The sequence below is a fragment of the Streptomyces sp. NPDC049915 genome (assembly GCF_040656475.1).
Taxonomy (GTDB): domain Bacteria; phylum Actinomycetota; class Actinomycetes; order Streptomycetales; family Streptomycetaceae; genus Streptomyces.
This window is the reverse complement of the sequence record NZ_JBFAMH010000019.1, coordinates 107,376-123,308: the sequence shown is the minus strand read 5'-3', so window position 1 is coordinate 123,308 and position 15,933 is coordinate 107,376. Positions and strand designations below refer to the sequence as shown.

Annotated in this window: 12 protein-coding genes; 7 read left to right on the top strand and 5 right to left on the bottom strand. The window is 70.2% G+C overall.

The genetic code is table 11. From position 1 onward, the window contains the following. Positions 1 to 45: 45 nt before the first annotated feature. Positions 46 to 1,260: an NYN domain-containing protein gene (locus tag AB0J12_RS27900; protein ID WP_363267208.1), complete on the bottom strand. Its 1,215-nt coding sequence runs from the start codon at positions 1,258 to 1,260 to the stop codon at positions 46 to 48. A 222-nt stretch (positions 1,261 to 1,482) separates the two neighbouring features. On the opposite strand from AB0J12_RS27900, the gene AB0J12_RS27895 reads away from it, so the two are divergent. Beyond that, positions 1,483 to 1,644 carry a hypothetical protein gene (locus tag AB0J12_RS27895; RefSeq protein WP_363267206.1) on the top strand — a complete coding sequence of 54 codons (162 nt, stop codon included), beginning with the start codon at positions 1,483 to 1,485 and terminating at the stop codon, positions 1,642 to 1,644. 83 nt (positions 1,645 to 1,727) lie between these two features. Here AB0J12_RS27895 and dnaE read toward each other — a convergent pair whose 3' ends face one another. Next, the gene (dnaE, locus tag AB0J12_RS27890; protein WP_363267205.1) at positions 1,728 to 5,267 is read right to left on the bottom strand and encodes a DNA polymerase III subunit alpha; all 3,540 of its coding nucleotides are present in this window, start codon (positions 5,265 to 5,267) and stop codon (positions 1,728 to 1,730) included. Positions 5,268 to 5,499: 232 nt separating this feature from the next. Here dnaE and AB0J12_RS27885 point away from each other — a divergent pair, with 232 nt between their 5' ends. The 5 genes from AB0J12_RS27885 to AB0J12_RS27865 all read left to right on the top strand — a co-directional run bounded on the left by AB0J12_RS27885 (position 5,500) and on the right by AB0J12_RS27865 (position 11,561). Continuing rightward, on the top strand, positions 5,500 to 6,825 hold the full coding sequence (locus AB0J12_RS27885) for a DUF2252 domain-containing protein (RefSeq protein WP_363267204.1): 1,326 nt from the start codon (positions 5,500 to 5,502) through the stop codon (positions 6,823 to 6,825). Positions 6,826 to 6,906: 81 nt separating this feature from the next. After that, positions 6,907 to 7,596, top strand: a complete 690-nt coding sequence (locus AB0J12_RS27880) for a hypothetical protein (protein WP_363267203.1) — start codon at positions 6,907 to 6,909, stop codon at positions 7,594 to 7,596. 105 nt (positions 7,597 to 7,701) lie between these two features. Further along, on the top strand, positions 7,702 to 8,526 hold the full coding sequence (locus AB0J12_RS27875; RefSeq protein WP_363267202.1) for a thioredoxin domain-containing protein: 825 nt from the start codon (positions 7,702 to 7,704) through the stop codon (positions 8,524 to 8,526). Positions 8,527 to 8,644: 118 nt separating this feature from the next. Further along, positions 8,645 to 10,318 (top strand): alkaline phosphatase D family protein, encoded by a 1,674-nt coding sequence (locus AB0J12_RS27870; RefSeq protein WP_363267200.1) that lies wholly within the window; start codon positions 8,645 to 8,647, stop codon positions 10,316 to 10,318. A 259-nt stretch (positions 10,319 to 10,577) separates the two neighbouring features. Then, the gene (locus AB0J12_RS27865; RefSeq protein ID WP_363267198.1) at positions 10,578 to 11,561 is read left to right on the top strand and encodes a zinc metalloprotease; all 984 of its coding nucleotides are present in this window, start codon (positions 10,578 to 10,580) and stop codon (positions 11,559 to 11,561) included. A gap of 31 nt (positions 11,562 to 11,592) precedes the next feature. Here AB0J12_RS27865 and AB0J12_RS27860 read toward each other — a convergent pair whose 3' ends face one another. Then, a complete protein-coding gene (locus AB0J12_RS27860) occupies positions 11,593 to 12,162 on the bottom strand; it encodes a dienelactone hydrolase family protein (protein WP_363267197.1) in 570 nt (189 codons plus the stop codon). A gap of 77 nt (positions 12,163 to 12,239) precedes the next feature. Here AB0J12_RS27860 and AB0J12_RS27855 point away from each other — a divergent pair, with 77 nt between their 5' ends. Beyond that, the gene (locus AB0J12_RS27855; RefSeq protein ID WP_363267195.1) at positions 12,240 to 13,352 is read left to right on the top strand and encodes a mechanosensitive ion channel domain-containing protein; all 1,113 of its coding nucleotides are present in this window, start codon (positions 12,240 to 12,242) and stop codon (positions 13,350 to 13,352) included. A gap of 90 nt (positions 13,353 to 13,442) precedes the next feature. Here the strand turns inward: AB0J12_RS27855 and AB0J12_RS27850 are convergent, their stop codons facing one another. Further along, positions 13,443 to 14,183, bottom strand: coding sequence for an SDR family oxidoreductase (locus tag AB0J12_RS27850; RefSeq protein ID WP_363267194.1), 741 nt, complete (start codon positions 14,181 to 14,183; stop codon positions 13,443 to 13,445). A gap of 36 nt (positions 14,184 to 14,219) precedes the next feature. Then, complete coding sequence (locus AB0J12_RS27845; RefSeq protein WP_363267193.1) at positions 14,220 to 15,806, bottom strand: Na+/H+ antiporter; 1,587 nt, start codon at positions 15,804 to 15,806, stop codon at positions 14,220 to 14,222. Positions 15,807 to 15,933 lie beyond the last annotated feature (127 nt).

Below are 15,933 nucleotides of genomic sequence, written 5' to 3'. Positions count from 1 at the left end.
GTCGGGGGGCTTTACTTGCCGTTGGGGCGGTTTACCGCCACCGGCTCAGTCCCCCGCCGCGGCGGGTTCCGCTGTCGTCGGGACGTCGATCTCTCTCCAGAAGCCCGCCCGGATGGCGTAGCGGTCGTGCTCGTCGATCTGGTCGTCCTTGTGGGCGAGGAGGCCGAAGCGGGCGGCGTAGCGCAGCAGCTCGCCGTCGATGCGGTGCGGGATGCGCGGGTACATGCCGGACAGCCGCTGGAGGTGGACCGGGTCGCCGAGGCGGGCGATCCAGCGGCGGGCGAAGACCTGCCCCACCTCGTAGGGGTCGCCGCCGACGGTGGTGATGTCCTCCTCGCGGTCGGCCCAGCGCTGCTCGGCGGTGGTCAGCTGGGCGAGCGTGGGCATGGCGGCGGCCTCGGGCGGCTCGGCGGGGGTGCCGGGGCGGTCGACCCAGCCCTTGTCGGAGGACCAGCGCAGGGTTGCCGTCGTGGGCTGCTGCGGGGCGGCGGGAGCGCCGGCGCGCAGTTCGGCGAGGTCCTTGGGGGTCGGGACGCCTTTGGCGCCGGGGACGCGGTCCTGCGAGCCGTTGCGCCCGGCGGCCGCGGGGGGGTGTTCGTCCTCGCGCGGGGGCCGCTCGGCTGTGGTGAGCCCGGACTCGGGCAGGGGGGCGGAGAGGATCGCGGCGATCTCGGGGCGGGGCGCGGGCGGCGGTGCGCACACGCCGGTGAGTTCCTTGGCGCGCACGGCCCGGGTGATCCAGACGCGGTCCAGCACCCGCCGCTCGTCGGCCTCGGCGACCAGGTCCTCGGACTGGTTGTAGTCGCCGTCTGCGGCCTGCACGGCCCACAGGTGTACGGCGACGCCGTGCTCCTTGGCGGACATCATGCCCGGCAGCAGATCGCCGTCACCGGTGACGAGGACGATGTCGGAGCAGGCGCGGTTGCGGGCCAGCTCGGTCAGCTCGGCGTGCATGGCGGCGTCCACGCCCTTCTGCGCCCAGCGGCCGTCACTGCGGGTGAGGGCGCCCAGGCGGACCGTGACGCGGGGCATGACGCGCAGCCGGCGGTGTTCGGGCTGCGGGACGCGGTCGGGGGCGCCGTCGAACCAGTAGATCCGCAGCAGCGGCTGCTGGGTGTCGGCCTCGGCGCGCTCGCGCAGGCCCTGAATGAGGGCGGCGTGGTCGACGGCGATCCGGGACCGGGAGGGCTCCCCTGCGAGGAGGCTGGCGGCGGCCCCCAGCAGGTACCCGGCGTCCACCAGGACGATGCAGCGGTCCACGCGACTCACCCTCTTCCCGGGAGGTTCACTTCGGGCTTCCTTCGAGTCTGCCCGACCGGGCGGAGGTTAACGGCCGGAACTCGATCTTCGGCGTGGCGTTTCGGTGCGGTGCGGCTCCAGAGCCCTTGTCACACACGGTAATTGTCCGATATGCGCTTGTTGTCAGTCTATGTGAATCTGGTCGCGGCCCTGGCCCCTAGATCCCCCACAGGAGGCATCACCATGGCCAAGAACAAGAACCGTGATCGTAAGCAGCGTCCGACCGAGCGTGGTCAGCAGGCGACCCGGCAGCCGGCGATGGACACCGAGTCGCAGCCCGAGGTGGAGGCGACCCCCGGTGACGTCGCCACCCGCAAGCGGAAGCGCAGCTTCGGCCACAACTGAACACGCGTGACGGGTCCCTTGCGATCCAGGCAATGACGAGGGGCGCACCCGGTACCGGGTGCGCCCCTCCTGCGCTTCGCCGGTCAGCCCGCCAGGCAGGACGGGCCCAGCAGCACCTTCAGGTCGCCGAACAGGGCCGGGTCGGGCTTGACCCGGTGCCGGTCCAGGCGCAGCACGGTCGTCCTGGTCGGGCCCTGGAGCCTGATCCGGACCTCGCTGTCGCCCTTGTGGTGGCTGAGGATCTCGCCGAGCCGGCTGACCATGGGCGGAGTGACCCTGGTGGCGGGGATGGTGAGGACCACCGGCGCGTTGGTTCCCGCGTTGGACAGGTCCGGGACCATCAGCTCCATGGCGACCAGACGCGGCACGTCCTCCCGCTTGTCGAGCCGTCCCTTGACGAACACGACGGCGTCCTCGACCAGTTGGGTGGACACCAGCTGGTAGGTGGCCGGGAAGAACATGCACTCGATGGAGCCCGCGAGGTCCTCCACGGTGGCGATCGCCCAGGCGTTGCCCTGCTTGGTCATCTTGCGCTGCAGGCCGGAGATGATGCCGCCGATCGTCACGACCGCGCCGTCCGCGTGCTCGCCGCCGGTGAGCTGGGAGATGCCCGCGTCGGCCTTGTCGGACAGGATGTGCTCCAGGCCGAACAGCGGGTGGTCGGAGACGTACAGACCGAGCATCTCCCGCTCCTGGGCGAGGAGGTAGGTCTTGTCCCACTCCTCGTCCGTGAACTGCACGTCGAGTCCGAAGCCGGGCTCGCTGGACGTCTCCTCGCCCATCCCGCCGAAGAGGTCGAACTGTCCCTCGGCCTCCTTGCGCTTGACCGCGACCACGTTGTCGATCATCGGCTCGTACTGCGCCGTCAGGCCCTTGCGGGTGTGGCCCATCTCGTCGAAGGCGCCGGCCTTGATCAGCGACTCGGTGGTGCGCTTGTTGCAGACGACCGCATCGACCTTGTCGAGGTAGTCCGGGAAGGAGGCGTACTTCCCCTTGGTCTTGCGGCACTTGATGATCGACTCGACGACGTTGGTGCCGACGTTGCGCACGGCGGACAGGCCGAAGAGGATCACGTCGTCGCCCTGCGCGGCGAAGTTCGCCTCGGACTCGTTGACGTTCGGCGGGAGCACCTTGATGCCCATGCGGCGGCACTCGTTGAGGTAGACGGCCGACTTGTCCTTGTCGTCCTTGACGGAGGTCAGCAGCGCGGCCATGTACTCAGCGGGATGGTTCGCCTTCAGGTAGGCGGTCCAGTAGGACACCAGGCCGTACGCGGCGGAGTGCGCCTTGTTGAAGGCGTAGCCGGCGAAGGGCACCAGCACGTCCCACAGCGCCTGGATCGCCTCGTCGCTGTAGCCGTTCTTGCGGGCACCGGCCTGGAAGATGGTGAAGTTCTTCGCCAGCTCGTCGGGCTTCTTCTTGCCCATCACGCGACGGAGGATGTCGGCCTCGCCGAGCGAGTAGCCGGCGATGATCTGGGCGGCCTTCTGCACCTGCTCCTGGTACACGATCAGGCCGTAGGTGACGTCCAGGACCTCCTTGAGCGGCGCTTCCAGCTCGGGGTGGATCGGCGTGATCTCCTGCTGGCCGTTCTTGCGCAGCGCGTAGTTCGTGTGGGAGTTCATGCCCATCGGGCCCGGGCGGTACAGGGCCGAGACGGCGGAGATGTCTTCGAAGTTGTCGGGCTTCATCAGCCGCAGCAGCGAGCGCATGGGGCCGCCGTCGAACTGGAAGACGCCGAGGGTGTCGCCGCGCTGCAGCAGCTCGAAGGTCGTGGGGTCGTCGAGCGGGAGGCTGAGGAGATCGATGTCGATCCCCTTGTTCGCCTTCACCATCTTGACGGCGTCGTCCATGATCGTGAGGTTGCGCAGGCCCAGGAAGTCCATCTTCAGCAGGCCGAGCGACTCACAGCTCGGGTAGTCCCACTGGGTGATGGTGACGCCGTCGGTGTGCCGCACCCAGACCGGGACGTGGTCGACGATGGGCTCGCTGGACATGATCACGCCGGCCGCGTGCACGCCCATCTGCCGCACCAGGCCCTCCACACCGCGTGCGGTGTCGATGACCTTCTTCACATCCGGTTCGTTCTCGTACATCCCACGGACCTCGCCGGCCTCGCTGTAGCGGGGGTGGCCGGGGTCGGTGATGCCGGACAGCGGGATGCCCTTGCCGAGGACGTCGGCGGGCATCGCCTTGGTGATGCGGTCGCCCATGGCGTACGGGTAGCCCAGCACGCGCGCGGAGTCCTTGATCGCGTTCTTGGCCTTGATGGTGCCGTAGGTGCCGATCATGGCGACCTTGTCGGCGCCGTACTTCTCGGTCACGTACCGGATCACCTCGACGCGCCGGCGCTCGTCGAAGTCGATGTCGACATCGGGCATGGAGATGCGCTCGGGGTTGAGGAACCGCTCGAAGATCAGGCCGTGCGGGATCGGGTCGAGGTCGGTGATGCCCATGGCGTAGGCGACGATCGAGCCGGCCGCCGATCCTCGGCCGGGGCCGACGGCGATGCCCTGCTTCTTCGCCCACATGATGAAGTCGGCGACCACGAGGAAGTAGCCCGGGAAGCCCATCGAGATGATGACGTCCATCTCGTACTCGGCCTGCTTCTGGCGGTCCTCCGGGACGCCGCCGGGGAAGCGGCGCTCCATCCCGCGGCGGACCTCCTCCTGGAACCAGGTGACCTCGGTGTAGCCGTCCGGGATGTCGAACTTGGGCATCAGGTCGCGCTTTTCGAACATGCCCGTGGTGTCGACCATCTCGGCGACCAGGAGCGTGTTGGCGCAGCCTTCCTGCCAGGCGTCCGAGGAGTCGATGGCGTACATCTCGTCCGTGGACTTCAGGTAGTAGCCGGTGCCGTCGAACTTGAAGCGGTCGGGGTCGGAGAGGTTCTTGCCGGTCTGGATGCACAGCAGGGCGTCGTGCGCCTGCGCCTCGTGGGCGTAGGTGTAGTGCGAGTCGTTGGTGACCAGCGGGGGGATGCCGAGCTTCTTGCCGATCTCCAGCAGGCCGTCGCGGACCCGGCGCTCGATCTCGATGCCGTGGTCCATCAGCTCCAGGAAGTACTTGTCCTTGCCGAAGATGTCCTGGTAGTCGGCCGCGGCCTTGAGGGCCTCGTCGAAGTGGCCGAGGCGCAGCCGGGTCTGCACCTCGCCGGAGGGGCAGCCGGTGGAGGCGACGATGCCCTCGGACCACTGGGCGATGGTCTCCTTGTCCATCCGGGGCCACTTCTGCAGCCAGCCCTCGGCGTAGGCGTCGGAGGAGAGCCGGAAGAGGTTGTGCAGGCCGGTGCTGTTCACCGCCCACATCGTCTTGTGGGTGTAACCACCCGAACCCGAGACGTCGTCCCTCTTCTGGTGCGGCTGTCCCCACTGGATCTTGCGCTTGTTGCGCCGGGACTCAGGGGCGACATACGCCTCGATCCCGATGATCGGGGTGATTCCGGCCTTCTCCGCAGTGTGGAAGAAGTCGTACGCGCCGTGCAGGTTGCCGTGGTCGGACATGGCGATGTGCGTCATGCCCATCTCGTTGCACGCGTTGAACATGTCCTTCAGCCGCGCGGCACCGTCCAGCAGCGAGTACTGGGTGTGGACGTGCAGGTGCGTGAACGGCGGCTTCGACACTGTGTGGCCTCCAGCGGAAACGGTCGGCGACGGATGGGCGGACGATTGTGGATTCAGCGTCGAAGTCTATGCCGCAGGACTGACAGCGGACATGATTGCGGCGGCGCGCAGCGCCACGATGAGGGGTGGAGGCCGGGTGACGGGCGGGCACTACGGCGTACCTTCATCCGTTGGAAGCGGCGAAGACGCTTCGTACACCCACTGCACCACCTGCACCAGGAGGCACCCCGCGATGTCGGTACCCCAGCTCAGCGACGAGCAGCGCGGTGAGGAGATTCTCACCGTCTTCGACACCGCCTTCGGCGAGCTCCTGGCCGCCGACCCGGCCGCGTTCCGGGTGAAGTTCCGCAAGATGGCGGCCTCGGCGTTCGCGTTCTACCGGGGTACGGCGTGCCTCTTCTACCACGATGTGGACGAGGACAAGCGGGGCGGCCCGTTCCTGGACGACCGCACCTCACGCGTGTGGATCCACGGCGATCTGCACGCGGAGAACTTCGGCACGTACATGGACTCCACCGGCCGGCTGATCTTCAACGTCAACGACTTCGACGAGGCCTACGTCGGCCCCTTCACCTGGGACCTGAAGCGCTTCTCCGCCTCCATCGCGCTCGTCGGGTACGCGAAGGCGCTCAGCGACGAGCAGATTACGGAACTGGTGCGGATCTACGCGGGCGCCTACCGCGAGCGGATCCATGCCCTGGCGACCGGAGCCAAGAGCGACGAGGTGCCGCCGTTCACGCTGGACACCGCCCAGGGCCCGCTGCTGGACGCGCTGCGTGACGCCCGCTCGCTGACCCGGTTCGGGCTGCTGGACTCGATGACGGAGATCCGCGACTTCGAGCGCCGCTTCGCCCCCGGCGGCGGCGCCATCGAGCTGGACGCGGCCACCCGCTACAAGGTGCTGGCCGCCTTCGACGGCTATCTGGAGACGCTGCCGGAGACCTCGCTGACCCGCCCGGACTCCTACCGCGTCAAGGACGTCGTCGGCCGCCGCGGGATCGGCATCGGCTCGGCCGGCCTGCCGTCGTACAACATCCTGCTGGAGGGGCACAGCGACGCCCTGGAGAACGACGTCGTGATCTACATCAAGCAGGCCCAGACCCCGGCCGTCTCCCGGCACATCACGGACCGGTCGATCCGCGACTACTTCCAGCACGAGGGCCACCGCACGGTGATCTCGCAGCGCGCCCTGCAGGCGCACGCGGACCCGTGGCTGGGCTGGACCGAGCTGGACGGCGCCGGTCAGCTGGTCGCCGAGGTGTCGCCGTACGCGGTCGACCTGGACTGGGGCGACATCGACGACCCGGAGGAGATCGCGGGCGTCGTCGCCGACCTCGGCCGGGCGACGGCCACCATGCACGCGGCGGCCGACGACACCTCGGGCGAGTCGCTGGTGCCGTTCTCCACCGAGCGGGCCATCGACGCGGCGATCGCCGCCGACGAGGAGGGCTTCGCACCGCTGCTGGTCGACTTCGCGCACACCTACGGGGCACGCGCGCGTGCCGACCACCAGATCTTCCTCGACCTGTTCCGCAACGGCCGCATTCCGGGGCTGTGAGCCGCACGATGACGGTGTGAGCTCTCACAGGGACCCTTTAGGGTTCCCTTACCGGAGCTCGTGCCACACTCTTGACTCGCTATGGACATATCCGGGACCCACCTCAGAGCGCTCCGCGCGGCGCTGTTCACGGCACTGGTCGTGACGGTCAGCGCCGCGTCGCACGTGCTGCTGTCCCGGGTCCCGCTGCCCGCCAACACGGTCGCCGCGGTCGCGGTGGCCGTGTTCGCGCTCGCCTACGCCCTGGCGGGCCGCGAGCGGGGCTTCGGCCGGATCGCCGCGCTGCTGATCCCGCTGGAGCTGGCCGCGGACACCCTGTTCACCACGGGGCAGCACCTCTGCTACGGCGCGGCGGGCGGCCCGGTCGCCGGCCCGCTGCGCTCGGTGGGCTGGGACGTGCTGTGCGGCAACCGCGCCGTCGGCACCCCGCTGGCCCGGATGACCGGCACCGACACCGACCGGCTCCCGGCCCTGCTCTCCCACGCCGACCCGGCGACCGCCTGGCTGCTGCTCGCCGCGCACGTGAGCGTCGGTCTGCTCGCCGCCGCCTGGCTGCGCCGGGGCGAGCGGGCACTGACGCAGCTGGTGCGGGCGGTGGCCGCGACCTCCTTCCGGCCGCTGCTGCTGGCCGTCGCCGCGGTGGCCGTCCGGCCGGCCGGCCCGGCCCGCCGGCTGCCGCGCCCCGTCCGCCGTACGGCCGCGCTCCGCGGCCCGCTGCTCGCGCACTCCCTGGGACGGCGCGGACCGCCCCGTTCACCGGCGTTCGCCTGACCGTTCGTGCCCGAACGCGCACGACGGACGAACGCCCGAGCCCGGCAGTCCCCCTTCCCCATCCCGCGCACCACGGTGCGCGTGTCCTCCACGGAGATCATCACCATGAGCAAGCGGAACACCCAGGCGGCGAAGACGGCGGCGCGCGAGCGGCTGCGGGCCGAGCGCGAGCGCGAGGCCAAGCGGGCCAAGGTCAAGCGGCAGGTCATCGTCGCGCTGTCGGTCGTCGCCGTCCTCGCGGCGGCCGGCGGCATAGGTTACGCGGTCGTCCAGGCCAACAAGCCGGGGCACTGGGAGGCCGTCAAGGACCAGAAGCTCGTCAAGCCGGCCCACACCACCGGCACGGACGGCACCACCGTCGTGATCGGCAAGAGCAGCGCCAAGAAGACCCTCGCGATGTACGAGGACCCGCGCTGCCCGGTCTGCGCGGCCTTCGAGCAGACGGTGGGCCAGACGGTGAAGAAGGACGTCGACGAGGGCAAGTTCAAGATCCAGTTCGTCGGCGCCACCTTCATCGACACGAACATCCCCGGTGAGGGCTCCCGCAACGCCCTCAGCGCGCTCGGCGCGGCGCTGAACGTCAGCCCCGAGGCGTTCGTCGAGTACAAGGCCGCGCTGTACTCGGCGAAGTACCACCCCGACGAGCAGGACGACAAGTTCAAGGACGACGCCTACCTGCTGAAGGTGGCGGACACGGTCGGCGCGCTGAAGAACAACGCCGCGTTCGAGAAGGCCGTCAAGGACGGGACCTACGACAAGTGGGCCCTGGTGATGAGCGAGAAGTTCGACACGGACGGCCAGAAGTACGGCTTCCAGGGCACCCCGACCCTCGTCATGGACGGCAAGAAGGTCACCGGCGCGGACGGCAAGAACGCGCCCATGTCGGTGGACGAGTTCAACACGGCGATCGACAAGGCGATCAAGGGCTGACCCGGTTCCCCGGGCGGGTCCGACGCCCTGGGCGCTGATCCGACCGCGCACCCAACAGCGGGCGAACTTTTGCCGGTTCGCCCGCTGACGCGCATACCGATCAGTAACCTGATCGGTCGTGACCAGTCGATACAGAGCCGATTCCGATCTCGCCCCCGAGGCGACCTCCTTCACCCCTCGCCGCCGTACGGTCGTCAAGGCCGCGGCGGCGACGGCTGTCCTGGCCGGCCCGCTCACCGCCGCCCTGCCCGCCCGGGCCGCGTCCGCCGCCCCCGCCTTCCTGCACGGCGTGGCCTCCGGCGACCCGCTGCCCGACGGCATCCTGCTGTGGACCCGGGTGACGCCCGTCCCGGAGGCGATACCGGGCTCGGGCGTGGGCCCGGACACCGAAGTGGCGTGGGTCGTCGCCACGGACCGGGCGCTGACCAACGTCGTCGCCCAGGGCTCGCTCACCGCGACCGCCGCCAGTGACCACACCGTCAAGGCCGACGTCCGCGGCCTGAAGCCGGCCACCGACTACTGGTTCCGCTTCTCCGCCGGCGGCACGGACTCCCCCGTGGCCCGCACCCGCACCACGCCGGCCGCCGACACCGCCGTGGCCAACCTGCGCTTCGGCGTGGTCTCCTGCGCCAACTGGGAGGCCGGTCACTTCGCGGCGTACCGCCATCTCGCGGCCCGCTCCGACCTGGACGCCTGGCTGCACCTGGGCGACTACATCTACGAGTACAGGTCGGGCGAGTACGCGGCCCGCGGCACCGTCGTGCGGCCGCACGCGCCCGCGCACGAGATCCTCACCCTCGCCGACTACCGGATCCGGCACGCGACGTACAAGACCGACCCCGATCTGCAGGCGCTGCATCTGCGGGCGCCGGTCGTGGCGATCTGGGACGACCACGAGTTCGCCGACAACGCCTGGTCGGGCGGCGCGGTCAACCACACCGAGGGTGCCGAGGGCACCTGGGCCGCGCGCCAGGCCGCCGCCAAGCAGGCGTACTTCGAGTGGATGCCGGTGCGTCCGGCGCTGGCCGGCACCACCTACCGCAGGCTGCGCTTCGGCAAGCTCGCCGACCTGTCCCTGCTGGACCTGCGCTCCTTCCGCTCCCAGCAGGCGTCCACGGCCTCCGGTTCGGTGGACGACCCGGACCGCACGCTCACCGGCCGCGCGCAACTGGACTGGCTCAAGGCCGGATTGAAGTCCTCGGACACCACCTGGCGGCTGGTCGGCAACTCGGTCATGATCTCGCCGTTCGCGATCGGCTCGCTCTCCGCGGATCTGCTGAAGCCGCTGGCCAAGCTGCTTGGGCTCCCGCAGGAGGGCATCGCCCTCAACACCGACCAGTGGGACGGCTACACCGACGACCGCCGTGAGCTGCTGGCCCATCTGCGCGCCAACGCCATCCGCAACACCGTCTTCCTGACCGGCGACATCCACATGGCGTGGGCCAACGACGTGCCGGTGGACGCCGGTACGTACCCGCTCTCCCCGTCGGCCGCCACGGAGTTCGTGGTCACCTCGGTGACGTCCGACAACCTCGACGACATCGTCAAGGCGCCCGAGGGCACGATCTCCGCGATCACCTCGCCGGTGATCCGGGCCGCGAACCGGCACGTCCACTGGGTCGACACCGACCGGCACGGCTACGGCGTACTGGACCTCACCGCCGACCGGGCGCAGATGGACTACTACGTGCTGTCCGACCGCACCGATCCGGACGCGACCTCCACCTGGGTGCGCTCGTACCGCACCCGCAGCGGCACGCAGAAGGTCGAGCGGACCTACAACCCCGTGTGACAGCTGTGAGCTAAGGGCGATTTTCAGCCACCGCAGCGGCTTCGTTGAATGGCTGACTTCTCGTCACGCCACGCCGGCGGGTGGTGCGATCCGCAGTCGAATCCGGACACACCACCCGCCCCGGTACAGGGGTATCCCTATGAGCCGATGTGGCTTGATCACTGCTCTTCGCGCTTGGTCATGGGCACGTAATCTCCGGGCCACGACACAGGAAACCCCCCTGCGTCGCATACCCCACCGCCTCCACCAGGAGACACCCATGCGTGCGCTCGCCCGGATATCCCCCTCCACGCGCAGACGCCTGCTCGGCACCGCAGCCGTGGCCGGAACCCTGCTGCTCTCCCCGCTGTCGGCCCCCACCACCGTCGCCGCGGCCGCCCCGGCGGCCACCGCCTGCGCCGACAGCGGCAACGCCGCCGCCCGCGAGGCCCGCCCCGCGGCCGGACAGCACATCGCCGAGCCCAACGAGGTCACCGACGCCAAGGCCAAGGCCATGGACACCGACCTGCACAAGAAGCTCGACCAGCTGCGCGCGAGCGGCCGCGGCTCACTGGCGGCCACCTCCGCCACCATCCCGGTGTACTTCCACGTCGTCCACGACGGCGCCGCCGGCAACCTGAGCGCCACGGACATCAGCGCCCAGATGAACGTGCTGAACGCGGCGTACGCCGGGCAGGGCACCGGCAACAACGCCTCCGGCTTCCAGTTCACCCTGGCCGGCACCGACTACACGGACAACGCCGCCTGGTACAACCTGACCGACGGCTCGGCCGAGGAGAAGGCGATGAAGACCGCCCTGCGCAAGGGCGGCGCGAACGCGCTCAACATCTACACCGCCAACCTCGGCGGCGGGCTGCTCGGCTGGGCCACCTTCCCCAGCTCCTACAAGTCCAGCCCGTCCATGGACGGCGTGGTCATCCTGGACGCCTCGCTGCCGGGCGGCTCCGCCGCCAACTACGACGAGGGCGACACCGCGACCCACGAGGTCGGCCACTGGATGGGCCTGTACCACACCTTCCAGGGCGGCTGCAGCGGCAACGGCGACTACGTCGACGACACCCCGGCCGAGAAAAGCGCCGCGTACCAGTGCCCGACGGGCCGGGACACCTGCACCAACAAGCCGGGCGCCGACCCGATCCACAACTTCATGGACTACACGTACGACGCGTGCATGTACCAGTTCACCGCCGGCCAGGTGACGCGCATGCAGCAGAGCTGGGCGGCCTACCGCGCGGCCGGCTGAGCCTGATCCAGAGGCTCCGGATGAGCCTGGCCTAGAGGCTGTCGAGGAAGCCGAGCGCCACCCGCCAGGTGGCCTCGGCGGCCTCCGCGTCGTGGTCCGGCAGACCGGGGTCGGTGTAGAGATGGCCGGCCCCGGCGTACCGGTACACCTCGACGTCCGCACCGGTACGGCCCATCTGCAGATACCAGGCGCTCAGCCAGTCGTCCGTCTCGAACGGGTCAGGCTCCGCCACGTGCAGCTGCACCGGCAACTCGCCCACCTGCGCGTTCGGCGCGATGTCCGACGTGCCGTGCAGAAGGAGCAGCCCGCGCGCCTTGTCGTCGCCGAGGGCGAGGGTCTGGGCGATGGACGCGCCGAGCGAGAAACCGGCGTAGACCAGGCCCCGCTCCGAGTAGGGCGCGGCGGCCAGCACGGCCCGCTTGAGCAGCTCGTCCTTGCCGATCTCCTCCTTGTACGCCATGCCCTCCTCGACCGTGTCGAAGGTCCGTCCTTCGAAGAGGTCCGGGGTCCACACCTCGTGCCCGGCTTCCCGCAGCCGGTCCGCGGCCTCGCGCACCGCGGGGCGCAGGCCGTAGGTCGAGTGAAAGAGCATGATGTTCATGACCCCATGGTGCCGTACCCAGCCGGCCCCGGAACTCACATGTTCATGAGCGGCCGGGCCCGGTTAGGAGCCCAGGCATGGAAGACGTACTCCGCCCGCTGACCGTCATCGGCGGCTCAGTCGTCCTCACCCTGGCCATCGGCTGGGCCACGGACCGGCTGCTGCAGAAGGCCGACACCCGCACCCCGCACACCCCGCTGTGGGGTCTGCTGCGCCGGGGCCGCATCCCCTACCAGGTCGTGCTGGGCGCGGCCCTGCTCAGAGGGTGCTACGTCCAGGCCGGGGTGCTGCCCCACCACCGGGTCGGCGTCGGACAGACCCTGACCCTGGTGCTGATCGGCTCCACCGCCTGGCTGGTGATCCGGATCGCCGCCGCGGTCGTGGAGACCTCCTACACCCGCTACGCCAGCGCCCGTATGCACCGCGATCCCGCCCGGGTCCGCCGGGTGCGCACCCAGGTGACGCTGATCATGCGGGTGGTGTCGGCGCTGGTGGGTGTGGTGGCGGTCTCCGCGATGCTGCTGACGTTCCCCGAGATGCGTGCGGCCGGCGCCTCGCTGCTGGCCTCCGCCGGCATCATCGGCGTGGTCGCCGGTGTCGCCGCCCAGTCCACGCTGAGCAACATGTTCGCCGGCTTCCAGATCGCCTTCGGGGACATGGTGCGCATCGGGGACACCGTCGTGGTCGACGGCGAGTGGGGCACGGTGGAGGAGATCACGCTGACCTTCCTGACCGTGCGGACCTGGGACGAGCGCCGGATCACCATGCCGGTGTCGTACTTCACGTCCACGCCGTTCGAGAACTGGTCGCGCGGCACCCCGCAGATGACCGGCACCGTCTTCTGGCATCTCGACCACTCCGCGCCGGTCGAGGCGATGCGCCAGAAGCTGCGGGACATCCTGCGCGAGTGCCCGGCCTGGGACGGCCGCGACTACAGCCTGGTCGTCACCGACTCCACGCCCAACACCCTCCAGGTACGGGCCCTGGTCACGGCCAAGGACGCCGACGACATCTTCACCGTGCGGGTCACCGTGCGCGAGCAGATGATCGCCTGGCTCTGCGACCAGCATCCCTACGCCCTGCCCCGCGTCAACACGGCGGACGCCGTACGCCCACCGGGCATACCCCCGGCCCGCACCGCACACCGCGCCTACGAGACGACTCCCCCCTCGGGCCGCGGCCGCGGCTGACGCGGCACCAGGGGGCGCGGGGAACTGCGCGAGCAACCACAACGCACGCGCACCCGGCACCCGACCTTGCGCCGCAGGCACCCGCAGGTCTCAGTGGCCGCGCTCCGCGCCCCCATTGACCTGAATGATCTGCGAGGTGATGTGCGCGGCGCCGGGAGAGGCCAGCCAGTGCAGCGTGGCCGCCACATCGCCGGGCGTGCCCGCGCGGCCGTTCGACGTCTCCGCGATCCGCAGCGCCCGCCGCTCCTCGGTCATCGTGCCCCCGAAGAACTCGGTGTCCTCGATGTACCCGGGCGCGACGACGTTCACGGTGACCCCGCGCGGCCCCAGCTGCCGGGCCAGGTCGTGGGCGTACGGGTGCAGCGCGGCCTTGGCCGCCGCGTACGCCCCGCTGCCGGAACCGCGGTAGGCGGCAATGGAGCTGAGGAAGAGCAGCCGGCCGCCGGGGTCGGCGAGCCGGTTCTTGAGCGCCTCGGTGAGCAGCGCCGCGGTGAGCGTGTTCTGCCGGAAGTTGAGGTTCCAGTCGTAGGCGACCCGTTCCAGCGGATCGTCGCTCTCGCTGGCGGGCTCCAGATAGCCGGCCCCGCCCGCGCTGTGGATCAGCACGTCCACGGTGCCGAACTCGTCGGCGACGAACCGCTCCACCCGTCGCACCTCGGCCGGCTCGCCGAGATCGGCCGCGAACGTCAGCGCCCCTGGCACCCCGGCCTTGCCGAGCACCTCGGCCCGGCGCCCGAGCAGCAGCACCCGGTCCCCGTCCGCGGCGAACACCCGCGCCGCGGCGAGTCCGATGCCCGTTCCTCCACCACTGATCACGACGTTGCGAGTCATGATCCGATCATAGGCACCGGGCTCGCTGAGGGTATGTCAGCGAAGTGAACGTACGTCCAGGTGCCGCAGCACCCGGTCCACGATCTCCGGATCCGCCCCCGGTTCGCTGCGCGCCGCCAGCACCTCGTGCCGCGCCGCGCTCAGCATCTCCTGCTGGATCCTGCGCACCCGCTTCAGCCGCCGCACCCGCTGCTCGTGCGCCTCGCGCCGCTCCTCCTCGCCGATGTCCGGGCTGATCCGCACGCCGATGTCGAAGGCCCGCCGCAGCATCTGCTCGGACAGCTCCTCCGGCAGCTCCTCCACCGTCTCGATCTCCCGCAGCCGTCGCTTGGCCGCCTTGGCCGCGCGGACGGCGAGCTCCTTCTCGAAGTCCTTCTCCCGCTCGGTGTCGGCCCGCACGCCGAGCCGCTTGACCAGCCACGGCAGCGTCAGCCCCTGCACCACCAGCGTCGCCATGATCACGCCGAAGGCGATGAACACGATCTCGTCGCGGTCCGGGAAGGGCCCGCCGTCGTCCGTCTTCAGCGGCACCGCCAGCGCCAGCGCCACGGAGGCCACGCCGCGCATCCCGGACCACCACATGACGACGGTCTCCCGCCAGCTCGTCGGGATGTCCTCGTCGTAGTCGCGCCTGGCGTGCAGCCGCTTGGTCAGCCAGGTCGCCGGCAGCAGCCACGCCAGCCGGACGAGGATCACCACACCGACCACGGTGCCGGCCCAGCCGAGCATCTCGCCCCAGCGCCCGGACGCGGTGCGGATCGCGTTGTGCAGCTCTAGGCCGATCAGCCCGAAGGCGACGCCGGTGACGAGCGTGTCGACGATGTCCCAGAAGGTGTGCCCGGCGAGCCGGGTCATCACGTCGTCGGCGTCCGTCGCGTACTCCGCGAGGAAGAGGGCCGTCATCAGCACGGCCAGCACCCCCGAGCCGTGCAGCTCCTCGGCGAGCACGTAGGAGGCGTACGGCACCAGCAGGGTCATCCCGATCTGCAGGGTGGCGTCGCCGAGCAGGTCCATCAGTTTGTTGGCGCTCCAGCCGAGCGCCAGGCCGATGGCGATCGCGACGACGGCGGAGAGCAGGAAGTCGAGACCGGCCCGCCAGGGCGAGAAGGTGCCGCTGACCGCGGCGGCGATGGCGACGTGGTAGAGCACGATGGCCGTCACGTCGTTGAACAAGCCCTCGCCCTCGAGGATCGACACCAGACGGCGCGGCAGCCCGAGCTGGCCCGCGACGGCGGTCGCCGCGACCGGGTCGGGCGGCGCGACCAGCGCGCCCAGTGCGACCGCGGCGGCGATCGGCAGCCCCGGCACGATGGAGTGGGCGACGGTGGCCACGCACAGCGTGGTGACGAACACCAGCGCGACCGCGAGCAGGAAGATGGGCCGTCTGTTGGCCGCGAACTGCCGCCAGGACGTCCGCCGCACGGCCGCGTACAGCAGCGGCGGCAGCAGCGTGGGCAGGATCAGATCCGGCGGGATGTCGACATTCGGCACGAAGTCCAGTACGGCGAGGACCACACCGAGGATCGTCATCAGCACCGGTGCCGGAAGCCCCCACCGGTCCCCGGCCGGGACGCTGATCACGGCCCCGAGCAACAGCACGAACAACAGGGCCAACTGATCCACGGTCAGCGCTCCGGGAGACGAGACGACGGGGCTACGCGAGCTGGACGATCAAGAGCGCCCAGACGTCCAGCCTGCCACGCCTGCCGCTTTTGTCGCCCTCAGCACACGGAGTACCCCGGCGGTCGAC

What these genes read in the sequence shown, in the direction of transcription:
- AB0J12_RS27865 (WP_363267198.1), top strand. Translation starts at nt 10,578, where the DNA reads ATGCGTGCGCTCGCCCGGATATCCCCCTCCACGCGCAGACGCCTGCTC.
- AB0J12_RS27860 (WP_363267197.1), bottom strand. Translation starts at nt 12,162, where the DNA reads ATGAACATCATGCTCTTTCACTCGACCTACGGCCTGCGCCCCGCGGTG.
- AB0J12_RS27895 (WP_363267206.1), top strand. Translation starts at nt 1,483, where the DNA reads ATGGCCAAGAACAAGAACCGTGATCGTAAGCAGCGTCCGACCGAGCGT.
- AB0J12_RS27855 (WP_363267195.1), top strand. Translation starts at nt 12,240, where the DNA reads ATGGAAGACGTACTCCGCCCGCTGACCGTCATCGGCGGCTCAGTCGTC.
- AB0J12_RS27875 (WP_363267202.1), top strand. Translation starts at nt 7,702, where the DNA reads ATGAGCAAGCGGAACACCCAGGCGGCGAAGACGGCGGCGCGCGAGCGG.
- AB0J12_RS27880 (WP_363267203.1), top strand. Translation starts at nt 6,907, where the DNA reads ATGGACATATCCGGGACCCACCTCAGAGCGCTCCGCGCGGCGCTGTTC.
- AB0J12_RS27885 (WP_363267204.1), top strand. Translation starts at nt 5,500, where the DNA reads ATGTCGGTACCCCAGCTCAGCGACGAGCAGCGCGGTGAGGAGATTCTC.
- AB0J12_RS27850 (WP_363267194.1), bottom strand. Translation starts at nt 14,183, where the DNA reads ATGACTCGCAACGTCGTGATCAGTGGTGGAGGAACGGGCATCGGACTC.